This window comes from Ramlibacter sp. (assembly GCF_035706265.1).
GTDB lineage: Bacteria > Pseudomonadota > Gammaproteobacteria > Burkholderiales > Burkholderiaceae_C > Ramlibacter.
This window is the reverse complement of record NZ_DASSVG010000328.1, coordinates 1-10,837: the sequence shown is the minus strand read 5'-3', so window position 1 is coordinate 10,837 and position 10,837 is coordinate 1. Positions and strand designations below refer to the sequence as shown.

12 protein-coding genes are annotated in these 10,837 nt (G+C 70.4%); 6 read left to right on the top strand and 6 right to left on the bottom strand.

All coding sequences use genetic code 11. From position 1 onward, the window contains the following. The 5 genes from VFM98_RS11900 to VFM98_RS11880 form a co-directional block, all read left to right on the top strand. Positions 1–413 (top strand): efflux RND transporter periplasmic adaptor subunit (locus VFM98_RS11900; RefSeq protein ID WP_414709016.1); only part of this gene is annotated, 413 nt, incomplete at its 5' end. Between the two features lie 18 nt (positions 414–431). Beyond that, on the top strand, positions 432–3,671 hold the full coding sequence (locus VFM98_RS11895) for an efflux RND transporter permease subunit (RefSeq protein WP_325110131.1): 3,240 nt from the start codon (positions 432–434) through the stop codon (positions 3,669–3,671). Then, positions 3,668–3,877: a DUF2892 domain-containing protein gene (locus VFM98_RS11890; protein WP_325110130.1), complete on the top strand. Its 210-nt coding sequence runs from the start codon at positions 3,668–3,670 to the stop codon at positions 3,875–3,877. Before VFM98_RS11895 ends, VFM98_RS11890 begins: the two co-directional genes overlap by 4 nt. Before the next feature lie 110 nt (positions 3,878–3,987). Then, positions 3,988–4,647 carry a peroxiredoxin gene (locus tag VFM98_RS11885; RefSeq protein WP_325110129.1) on the top strand — a complete coding sequence of 220 codons (660 nt, stop codon included), beginning with the start codon at positions 3,988–3,990 and terminating at the stop codon, positions 4,645–4,647. Continuing rightward, on the top strand, positions 4,644–5,144 hold the full coding sequence (locus tag VFM98_RS11880) for an NUDIX domain-containing protein (protein ID WP_325110128.1): 501 nt from the start codon (positions 4,644–4,646) through the stop codon (positions 5,142–5,144). The genes VFM98_RS11885 and VFM98_RS11880 overlap by 4 nt, the downstream gene beginning before the upstream one ends. A gap of 46 nt (positions 5,145–5,190) precedes the next feature. Here VFM98_RS11880 and VFM98_RS11875 read toward each other — a convergent pair whose 3' ends face one another. Then, positions 5,191–5,619, bottom strand: coding sequence for a hypothetical protein (locus VFM98_RS11875; RefSeq protein ID WP_325110127.1), 429 nt, complete (start codon positions 5,617–5,619; stop codon positions 5,191–5,193). Between the two features lie 236 nt (positions 5,620–5,855). On the opposite strand from VFM98_RS11875, the gene VFM98_RS11870 reads away from it, so the two are divergent. Continuing rightward, a complete protein-coding gene (locus VFM98_RS11870) occupies positions 5,856–6,632 on the top strand; it encodes an SDR family oxidoreductase (RefSeq protein ID WP_325110126.1) in 777 nt (258 codons plus the stop codon). A 9-nt stretch (positions 6,633–6,641) separates the two neighbouring features. Here VFM98_RS11870 and VFM98_RS11865 read toward each other — a convergent pair whose 3' ends face one another. The 5 genes from VFM98_RS11865 to VFM98_RS11845 form a co-directional block, all read right to left on the bottom strand. Further along, positions 6,642–6,779, bottom strand: a complete 138-nt coding sequence (locus VFM98_RS11865) for a DUF3096 domain-containing protein (RefSeq protein WP_325110125.1) — start codon at positions 6,777–6,779, stop codon at positions 6,642–6,644. A gap of 69 nt (positions 6,780–6,848) precedes the next feature. Next, complete coding sequence (locus VFM98_RS11860; RefSeq protein ID WP_325110124.1) at positions 6,849–7,583, bottom strand: hypothetical protein; 735 nt, start codon at positions 7,581–7,583, stop codon at positions 6,849–6,851. Between the two features lie 167 nt (positions 7,584–7,750). Further along, entirely contained in the window at positions 7,751–8,383 is a 633-nt protein-coding gene (locus VFM98_RS11855; RefSeq protein ID WP_325110132.1) for a response regulator transcription factor, read from the bottom strand. A gap of 211 nt (positions 8,384–8,594) precedes the next feature. Continuing rightward, the gene (locus VFM98_RS11850; protein ID WP_325110123.1) at positions 8,595–8,900 is read right to left on the bottom strand and encodes a hypothetical protein; all 306 of its coding nucleotides are present in this window, start codon (positions 8,898–8,900) and stop codon (positions 8,595–8,597) included. 67 nt (positions 8,901–8,967) lie between these two features. Further along, the coding region (locus tag VFM98_RS11845; protein ID WP_325110122.1) for an AAA family ATPase at positions 8,968–10,837 on the bottom strand (1,870 nt) is incomplete at its 5' end.

Genomic DNA, 10,837 nt, shown 5'->3' with positions numbered 1-10,837 from the left:
CGCTGCTGCCCCGCCTGGTCGGCGCGCTGCCGGCGCAGGCCGAGATCCCTCGCGTGGGCGCGCGCATCCAGCCGACCCGGGTACAGCTGCTGCCCACGGTCGATCCGGCGACTCACACGCTCGAATTGCGGCTGGACCTGCCGGCCGGCCTGGCCGGCGTCAGCCCGGGCATGTTCGCGCGCGCGTGGCTGCCGCTCGCCGGCAACGGCGCGGGCCGCGTCTACGTGCCGCAGCAGGCCGTGGTGCGGCGGGCCGAACTGGCGGCGGTCTACGTGGTCGGCAGCGACGGCCGTCCGCTGCTGCGCCAGGTGCGCCTGGGCCGCAGCGACGGCGAGCGCACCGAGATCCTGGCCGGCGTCGCCGCGGGCGAGCGCGTGGCGCTCGATCCCCAGCAGGCCGCACGCGTGCGCTGAAGCGAGGGAGGAGCCGCCATGAAGCACCCGGGCCTCGGCCTGTCCGGCCGCATCGCCGCCTACTTCCAGGCGGCGCAGATCACACCGCTGCTGGCGCTGGTGGCGCTGCTGCTCGGCGTCTTCGCCGTGCTGGTCACGCCACGCGAGGAAGAGCCGCAGATCGACGTCACCATGGCCAACGTGCTGGTGCCCTTCCCCGGCGCCGCCGTGCGCGATGTAGAGCAGATGGTCGCGACGCCGGCAGAACAGGTGCTGGCGCAGATCGCCGGCGTCGAGCACGTGATGTCGCTGTCGCGCCCCGGCCTCGCCGTGCTGACGGTGCAGTTCGAGGTCGGCGTGCCGCGCACCGAGGCCCTGGTGCGGCTGCATGACACGCTGCAGTCCAACGCCGACTGGCTGCCGCGCGGCCTGGGCGTGGCCGAGCCGATCGTCAAGCCCAAGGGCATCGACGACGTGCCCGTGGTGGCGCTGACGCTCCACGCCAGGGATGCCGCGCTCGGCGCGCTCGATCTCGAACGCGTGGCCCACAGCGTGGAAGCCGACCTCAAGCGCGTGCCCGGCACGCGCGAGGTGACGACGATCGGCGGGCCCGGCCGCGGCATCGTGGTGGAACTCGATCCGGCCCGCATGGCCGGCGCCGGCCTCACGGTGGCGGATCTGCGCCAGGCGCTGCAATCGGCCAATCTCGGCGCGCCGGTGGGCGAGCTGCTGGGTGGCAACCGCTCGGTGGCACTGGAGGCCGGGCCCTTCCTGCGCGACGCGCGCGACGTCGGCGAGCTGGTGGTGGCGGTGCGCGACGGCCGCCCGGTGTTTCTGCAGGAAGTCGCCACGGTGCGCGACGGTGCCCTGCCCGCCCAGCGCTACGTGTGGCACGGCGTGGCGGGCCAGGACGGCGGCGAGTATCCCGCCGTCACCATCGCCATCACCAAGAAGCCGGGCGAGAACGCGATCGACGTCGCCAACGCCTTGATGCGGCGCGTCGACGAACTGCGCAACACGGTGATCCCGCACGGCGTGGAAGTCGCGCAGACCCGCAACTACGGCGCCACCGCCAACGACAAGGCGCAGAAGCTGATCCAGAAGCTGCTGTTCGCCACCGCCTCGGTGGTGGCGCTGGTGTTCCTCGCCCTCGGAAAGCGCGAGGCCGCCATCGTCGGCACCGCCGTCGTGCTGACGCTGACGGTCACGCTGTTCGCGTCCTGGGCCTGGGGCTTCACGCTCAACCGGGTGTCATTGTTCGCGCTGATCTTCTCGATCGGCATCCTGGTGGACGACGCCATCGTGGTGGTGGAGAACATCCACCGTCACCAGGCGCTGCATCCCGACCAGACGCTGGCGCAGCTGATTCCCGGCGCGGTCGACGAGGTCGGCGGGCCGACCATCCTGGCCACGCTGACCGTGATCGCGGCGCTGCTGCCGATGGCCTTCGTCAGCGGCCTGATGGGCCCCTACATGGGCCCGATCCCCATCAACGCCAGCATGGGCATGCTGCTGTCGCTGGCGATCGCCTTCGTCGTCACGCCCTGGCTGGCCCGCCTGTGGATGCGGCATACGCACGGGCCGCAGCCGGATGCGACGAAAGGCCTGGCCGCGCGCCTCGCGCCCTTGTTCGAGCGCGTCTTCCGCCCGCTGCTCGACGCGCGCACGGGGCCGCGGCGTCGCAAGCTGCTGGCCGCCGGCGTGGCCGGCCTGATCGCGGCGTCACTGGCCCTGCCGGTGCTCGGCCTGGTGGTGCTGAAGATGCTGCCCTTCGACAACAAGTCGGAGTTCCAGGTCGTGGTCGACATGCCGGCCGGCACGCCGGTGGAGCAGACCGCCGCCGTGCTGCGCGAGCTGGGCGACTTCCTCGCCCGCCAGCCGGAGGTCACCGACTACCAGGCCTACGCGGGCACGGCCGCGCCGATCAACTTCAACGGGCTGGTGCGGCAGTACTACCTGCGCGCCGGCGGCGAGGTCGGCGACCTGCAGGTCAACCTGGTCGACAAGGCGCATCGCCACGCGCAGAGCCATGCCATCGCGACCCGGCTGCGCCCGGGCCTGCAGGCGATCGGACTTCGCCACGGCGCCAACGTGAAGGTGGTAGAAGTGCCGCCCGGCCCGCCGGTGCTGGCGCCCATCGTGGCCGAGATCTACGGCCCGGACGCGCAGGGCCGCGAGCAGGTGGCGCGCTCCGTGCGCGCCGTGTTCGAGCGCACGCCGGGCGTGGTGGACGTGGACGACAGCAGCATCGCCGCGGCGCCGCGCAAGCTGCTGCTGGTGGACCGCCGCAAGGCGGCGCTGCTGGGCGTGCCGCAGCAGGCCATCGTGAGCACGCTGCGCGCCGGGCTGGCCGGCGAGGCCGCGGCCTGGCTGCACGACGAGAGCAAGTACCCGGCCGCCGCCGTGCTGCAGTTGCCGGCGGAACGCCAGGGCGAGCTCGAGGCGCTGCTGCAGCTGGCGGTGCGCGGCGCGCGCGGCCAGCTGGTGCCGGTGCGCGAGCTCGTCACCGTGAGCGACACCCTGCGCGAGCAGCCGGTGCACCACAAGGACCTGCTGCCGGTGAACTACGTGACCGGCGACATGGCCGGCGCCGTGGACAGCCCCCTCTACGGCATGTTCCGCATGCGCCCGGCCCTGGCGGAGATCCGCGCGCCCAACGGCGCCGGCCTCGGCGAGTACTTCATCCGCCAGCCCTCCGACGCCTGGCGCGAGTACGCGCTCAAGTGGGACGGCGAATGGCAGATCACCTACGAGACCTTCCGCGACATGGGCGCGGCGTATGCGGTGGGCCTGGTGCTGATCTACCTGCTGGTGGTGGCGCACTTCGGCTCCTACCTCACGCCACTGATCATCATGGCGCCGATCCCGCTGACGATCGTGGGCGTGATGCCGGGCCACGCGCTGCTCGGCGCGCAGTTCACCGCCACCAGCATGATCGGCATGATCGCGCTGGCCGGCATCATCGTGCGCAACTCGATCCTGCTGGTCGACTTCATCGAGTTGCAGCTGGCGCGCGGCGTGCCGCTCGCGCAGGCCGTGGTGCACTCGGCCGCCACCCGCGCCCAGCCCATCCTGCTGACCGGCCTCGCCGCGATGCTGGGCGCCTTCTTCATCCTGGACGACCCGATCTTCAACGGGCTGGCGATCTCGCTGATCTTCGGCATCTTCGCGAGCACGATGCTGACGCTGGTCGTGATCCCGCTGCTGTTCTACGTCAGCCACCGGCGCCGCCCGGTGGCCGATCCCGCCTTCACCGCAACCCAAGGAGCTTCCGCATGACCTCGTGGCAAATCGTGCGCCTGTTCGCAGGCACCTTCATCCTCCTGTCGCTCGCGCTCGGCGTGCCGGGCAGCCCGCTGTTCGTGAGCCCCTGGTGGCTGGCCTTCACCGCCTTCGTCGGCGCCAACCTGCTGCAAAGCGCGTTCACGCGCTGGTGCCCGCTGGAGATCATCCTGCGCAAGCTGGGCGTGCAATGCGGCTGCTGACGGGGCGCGCTCGCCGCGCAGCCGCTGCGGCGCGCGCGGGGCAGGCAAGCCCGCGTTGACACGCCGAGGAGCGCGGGGGCAAGATGCGCCGCCTCAAGGAGGATCGCATCATGTCACTGCGCATCAACGACACGGCGCCGGATTTCAGCGCCGATACGACGCAAGGCCCGATCCAGTTCCACCAGTGGATCGGCGACAGCTGGGCCGTGCTGTTCTCGCACCCGAAGGACTTCACTCCGGTGTGCACCACCGAGCTGGGCTATATGGCCCGCATCGAGCCCGAATTCCGCCAGCGCAACGTGAAGCTGATCGGCCTGAGCGTCGACCCGGTGACGAGCCACAGCCGGTGGCTCGGCGACATCGAGGAGACGCAGGGCGCGAAGGTGAACTATCCCATCATCGGCGACTCGGACCTCGAGGTCTCCAAGCTCTACAACATGCTGCCCGCCGAGGAGCCCGGCACGTCCGAGGGCCGCACCGCCGCCACCAACCAGACGGTGCGCTCGGTGTTCGTGATCGGGCCCGACAAGAAGATCAGGATGATGATGACGTACCCGATGACCACGGGCCGCAACTTCGACGAGATCCTGCGCGCGATCGACTCGATGCAGCTCACGGCGAAGTTCAAGGTGGCCACCCCCGCCAACTGGAAGCAGGGCGAGGACGTGATCATCTCCGGCTCCGTCAGCGACGAGGAGGCGAAGAAGCTGTTCCCGCAGGGCTGGAAGGCGCCCAAGCCCTACCTGCGCGTCGTGCCGCAGCCGCGTTGATCGTCCGAAGCGCCGGCCTGCTGATGTTCCGACGCCGCGGGGCGGCGGTGGAGGTGCTGCTCGCGCATCCCGGCGGTCCGTTCTGGGCCCGCCGCGACGAAGCGGCCTGGACCCTGCCCAAGGGCGAGATCGGCCCCGACGAGGATCCGCTCGCCGCTGCGCAGCGCGAGTTCCTGGAGGAAACCGGCTTCGCGAGCAACCCGCCCTTCCTGCCGCTCGGCGAGCTGCGCCAGAAGAGCGGCAAGCGCATCACCGCCTGGGCCTTCGAAGGCGACGCCGATCCGGCACGCCTGGTGAGCAACCTGTTCGAGGTCGAATGGCCGCCGCGCTCCGGCCGCCTGCAGTCCTTCCCCGAGGTCGACCGGGTGCGCTGGTGCAGCGTCGAGGAGGCCCGCCGCAAGCTGATCGCGGGCCAGGTGCCCTTCGTCGATGCGCTGCTGCGCACGCTTGGCGCGGAGTGCGCCGCCGACGAGCGGCCGGCGGCGCCCGGCCTGTAGAACGGAAGCGGCAGGCGCGAAGCGCCCTGCCGCCCCAGCACGACCGTCAAGCCGCCGCGTACGCCGGCTGCCGCGCCGGCGTGGCATGGGCCGCGGCCAGCGCCGCGTCGACCAGCATCTCGTCCTCTTCCTCCTCGACCGGCTGCGGCACGCGGCCGGCGTGGTCCCAGGCGGCGCGGATCGCCTGCAGGGCCTCCTCGATGCTCAGGCGCGAGTCGCCCTTGATGCGCAGCCAGTTGGCGCACAGGGACTTCTCGGCGTCCTCGAAGCAGCCGCCGTACTGCGCGTAGCCGATGTAGCCTACGCAATAGGCCGGGGCGTAGTCGTCGTAGCTGAAGTCGGCGCGGTAGTAGGGCTCGGCCCAGTACACCTCCTGCCAGTGCGCGTCCTCGCGCGCAGGGTCGACACGGCCGTCGATGCGAACCTCGGGGTCGTCTGCTTGTTCTTTCCAGTCGTCGTGAAAAATGCCGGTCATGGCCCTCTCCGTGATTTGCTGCTGGAACAAATGATCTCGAAGGGGCCGGCACGGCCGCGTAGGACAGGCGATTCGCGCCGCTGTCGGAACGCGTACCCGCCAGATGCAGGCGGCGCCCCCGGGGGGACGCGCGGCGCCACCGCATCGCCGAGTCATCGCCGGGCTGCGGATGTCGCCTCGGCGCTTTGCGCCGCCCGCCGCAGCGCCGATACTCGTCGGCTCATCGGAGGCATGGCATGGAAATCAGGGACAAGGTGGTGGTGGTCACCGGCGGCGCCAGCGGCATCGGCGCCGGCCTGGCGCAGCGCTTCGCGCAGGAAGGCGCGCGCGGCATCGTCGTCGCCGACGTGAACCTCGAACGCGCGCGAGGCGTGGCGGAGGGCATCGGCGCGCTCGCGGTGGCCACGCACTGCGACGTGAGCCGCGAGGCCGACATCCAGCAACTGGTGCGCTTCGCGACCGGGCGCTTCGGCCGGGTGGACGTCTACTGCTCCAACGCCGGCATCCTCGGGCGCATCGGCGGCCTCGATCTCGAGGACGCGCTGTGGCAGAAGATGTGGGAGGTGCACGGCATGGCCCACGTGTGGGCGGCGCGCGCCGTGCTGCCGCAGATGCTGGAGCGCGGCGAAGGCGGCTTCCTCGTCACCGCCTCGGCGGCGGGGCTGCTGAACATCGTCGAGACCCCGGCCTATGGCGTGACCAAGCATGCGGCGGTGGCCTTTGCCGAGTGGCTGCGCATCGCGTACGGACGCAAGGGCATCCGCGTGGCCTGCCTCTGCCCGCAGTCCGTGCAGACCGACATGACGCGCGACGGCACCGGCTCGGCCGGGGTGAATGGCGTGCTGACGCCGCAGCAGGTGGCCGAGGTCGTGGTGCAGACCCTGCGCGAGGAGCGCTTCCTCGCCCTGCCCCATCCCGAGGTGGCGCAGTACTTCCTGAACAAGGCGCAGGACTACGACCGCTGGCTGGGCGGCATGCAGAAGCTGTACGCCCGCCACATGGAAACGCCCTGAGGAGGCTTGCTAGCGGCCGAACAGGCCGACCAGCCCGGTGACGATCAGGTACAGCGCGATGATGTAGTTCAGCAGTCGCGGCATGATGAGGATCAGGATGCCGGCGATCAGCGCTGCGACCGGGCCGAGGTGCTGGAGATAGGGCATGGGCGGCTCCACGGGATGGGAGCCGCAGTATCCGCCCCGCGCGTTCACCGCGGGGCGCGCCGGCGAGGACTACGCGATGGCCCAGTCGGGCCGCTCGTCGCGCTCGCTGTCGACTACCACGAGGTAGCGGCCCGCGAAAGGCAGCGCCTCGCCCCCGGGCGTCACGCCCGCCTTGTGCCCTGCGTCGAGGACGCCGAACTGGTCGAGGAAGGCCACCAGGCCCGGCGGCAGCAGGATGCAACCGTCCGATTGCGGCCGGCCCAGCAGCGCGCCGGTGCGGCCGGTGGCCGCGCGCGCCTGCAGCCGCAGGTCGGCGAAGCCGCGGCCGGTGCGGGTGCGCTGGCGGCCGAAGTCGTACACGCGCGAGATGAGCCGGCGGTCCTCGTATTCCACCTGCGCCTGCGCGAACACGCCTTGCGGCGTGCGCAGGCAGCCGGCCTGCTCCGGGTTGCCGGTCGAGGCCGGCGACGCGCCGATCAGCTCATAGCGCCCGGGCAGCAGGCGCCACACCAGGAAGGCCGCCTGCACCGCGGGGCAGGCGTCCACCACCAGCATGTACTGCGGGCCCAGCAGGTTCTCGCGCGAGCCGGCCAGTTCGTTCTCCGCCAGGCCGGCGCAGATCAGGAGTTCGTGGGCGGGCACGCGCAACTGCCGGTCCACCACCGCCTGGTAGCGGCGGGCCAGGTCGCGCGGCGTGCAGACGCCGTCGGCCAGCGCGCCCAGCGGCGCCAGTGCCGCCGTCGCGGAGAGCAGCAGGCTGCGCCTGCGGATGCCGTTGGAAGGGGAACGCTGCGAGACAACCATGCGATCCATTCTGTGGACCGCCTCCCGGTGCGGTTTTGCGCTGGGTCAAACCGGTATTTGCGCTGCATCAAACGGCCATGCCGCGCCCGGCACGCTGCGGCCTTTCGTAGGCGCTGAGCGCTTTCCGAGGCGTCAGCCTCGGAAGGCCGAAGCCCGGCGATCAGCGCTCAATCCAGCAACCGATGCTTCAGCGCGTAGTACGTCAAATCGCTGTTCGACCGCGCCTCCAGCTTGCGCATCAACCTTGCCCGGTACGTGCTCACCGTCTTCGCACTCAGCGACAGTTCCGCCGCCACCTCGCCCGCGCTGCAGCCCTGCGCCAGCTTCAGGAACACCTGCAGCTCGCGCGCCGAGAGCTGTTCGTGCAGGCCGCCGGGCGAAGGCGTGATGACCTGGGTGGCGAGCAGTTCGGCCACCGCCGGCGTGATGTAGCGCGCACCCTGCGCGACGCGCCGGATCGCGGAGACGATCTCGCCCGGCTCGCAGGACTTGTTCAGGTAGCCGCTCGCGCCGTTGCGGATCAGGGGCACCGCGTACTGGTGTTCGGGATAGCCGGAGAGGATCAACACCGCCACGTGTTCGGCCTTGGCGCGGATCATCGTGAGGGCGTCGATGCCGCTTTGCCCCGGCATGTCGAGATCGAGCAGCAGCACGTCGAGCGCCTGGGTACGCACGAGGTCGATCGCCTCGCGCCCCGAAGCGGCCTCGGCCACGACGCGCATGCCTTCCTGTTCGTCGAGGTAGCAGCGCAGGGCCGTGCGGGTGATCGGGTGGTCATCGGCGATCCCGACGCGCAGCAGGCGCGCGGGCGGCGGGGCCGGGGCCGGCGCCCCGGTGTGCTCTGGTTCGCCGAAGCGGTGCTGCTTCACGGCTTGCGCGCCTCCAGGGCCGGCGCGGCCCCTGAGCCGATTAGGGATCCGCGCCTGGAACCGTTACGTAGTCATGTTCCTACAGGAATGTAGGCCTTCTTTGGATTCCTGACCCTGCTGCCCGGAGGGACGGCCTCGCGCGCTACTTCGGGTCGACGTCCGTGACGTCGGCGAGCCGGCCGCCGCGCGGACCCACCGCCGCGTCGGTGCGCGGCGTGCGGCTGGCGGGAGACGCGGGCGGCGCGCGCCGCATCATCTCCTCGAAGGCGTGGCGTGGCCCCATGCGCATGACGAAGGGCGCCACCGGCCGGCCGGTGAGCCAGCCCCAGGCCGCGCGCAGCAGCCACACCGCCAGCAGCAGCGACACCGCGAACGCGATCGAAGCGGCCGCCAGCAGGCCCGCGAGCAGGAGGAAGAGGCGAAGGAGGAGACTGAGGATCAGTTGCACGAACTCGATTGTGGGGCAGGCGGAAAAGAAAGGCCGGAGCAAGGGGCTCCGGCCGCGATCAGGCTGTTCAGGCCGCCTGCGCCTCGCGCGGTGCGTTGCGCGTTTCGCCGAAGTGGAACACGCCGGGCTCGCGCACCGGGTCCACCTCCACCGGGATGGTCGACTTGGGCGGGAAGCGCCCTTCGAGGATCAGCTTCGACAGCGGGTTCTCGATGCGCTGCTGGATCGCCCGCTTGAGCGGCCGCGCCCCGAACACCGGGTCGAAGCCGACCTTGGCCAGCTCCTCCAGCGCCGCCGGCGAGACCTGCAGGTGCAGGTCCATCTTCGCGAGCCGCTGCTCCAGCACCCGCAGCTGGATCCTGGCGATGCGCGCGATGTGCTCGGCACCGAGCCCGTGGAACACCACCGTCTCGTCGATGCGGTTCAGGAACTCGGGGCGGAAGTGGTTCTTCAGCTCGTCCCACACCGCTTCCTTCACCTCCTCGTAGGGCTTGCCCACCATGTGCTGGATCATGTGCGAGCCGATGTTGGAGGTCATCACGATCACCGTGTTCTTGAAGTCCACGGTGCGGCCCTGGCCGTCGGTGAGGCGCCCGTCGTCGAGCACCTGCAGCAGCACGTTGAACACGTCGTGGTGCGCCTTCTCGACCTCGTCGAGCAGGATCACGCTGTAGGGCTTGCGGCGCACGGCTTCCGTGAGGTAGCCGCCCTCCTCGTAGCCCACGTAGCCCGGCGGCGCGCCGATCAGGCGGGCCACCGAATGCTTCTCCATGAACTCGCTCATGTCGACGCGAATGAGGTGCTCCTCGCTGTCGAACAGGAAGTTGGCCAGCGCCTTGCACAGCTCCGTCTTGCCCACGCCCGTGGGGCCGAGGAACAGGAAGGAACCGGTGGGGCGGTTCGGGTCCGACAGGCCCGAGCGCGAACGGCGGATGGCGTTGGCCACCGCGCTGATCGCCTCGTCCTGGCCGACCACGCGCTCGTGCAGCTTGTCTTCCATCAGCAGCAGCTTCTCGCGCTCGCCCTGCATCAGCTTGGACACCGGGATGCCGGTGGCGCGCGCCACCACTTCGGCGATCTCCTCGGCGCCGACCTGGGTGCGCAGCAGCTGCGGCTTGCCGCTCTTGCCCTTGGAGGTCTCGGCGGCCTGCGCTTCCTTCAGCTGCTTTTCCAGCGCCGGCAGCTTGCCGTACTGCAGCTCCGCCACCTTGTTGAAGTCGCCCTTGCGGGTGAACTCCTCGATCTCGCGGCGCAGCTTGTCGATGTCTTCCTTCACCTGGGCGCTGCCCATGGCGGTGGCCTTCTCCGACTTCCAGATCTCTTCCAGGTCGGAGATCTCCTTCTGCAGGCGCGCGATCTCCTCCTCGATCAGACTGAGGCGCTTCTGCGAGGCCTCGTCCTTTTCCTTGCGCACGGCTTCGCGCTCGATCTGCAGCTGGATCATGCGGCGGTCCAGCCGGTCGATTGCCTCGGGCTTGGAATCGATCTCGATCTTGATCTTGGAGGCGGCCTCGTCGATCAGGTCGATGGCCTTGTCCGGCAGGAAGCGGTCGGTGATGTAGCGGTGCGAGAGTTCGGCCGCGGCGACGATCGCCGGGTCGGTGATCTCCACCCCGTGGTGCACCTCGTACTTCTCCTGCAGCCCGCGCAGGATGGCGATGGTCGCCTCCACGGTGGGCTCGCCCACGAGGATCTTCTGGAAGCGGCGCTCCAGCGCGGCGTCCTTCTCGATGTACTTGCGGTATTCGTCCAGCGTGGTGGCGCCCACGCAGTGCAGCTCGCCGCGCGCCAGCGCCGGCTTGAGCATGTTGCCGGCGTCCATCGCACCTTCGGCCTTGCCGGCACCGACCATGGTGTGCAGTTCGTCGATGAAGACGATGGTCTGGCCTTCGTCCTTGGCCAGTTCCTGCAGCACGTTCTTGAGGCGCTCCTCGAAC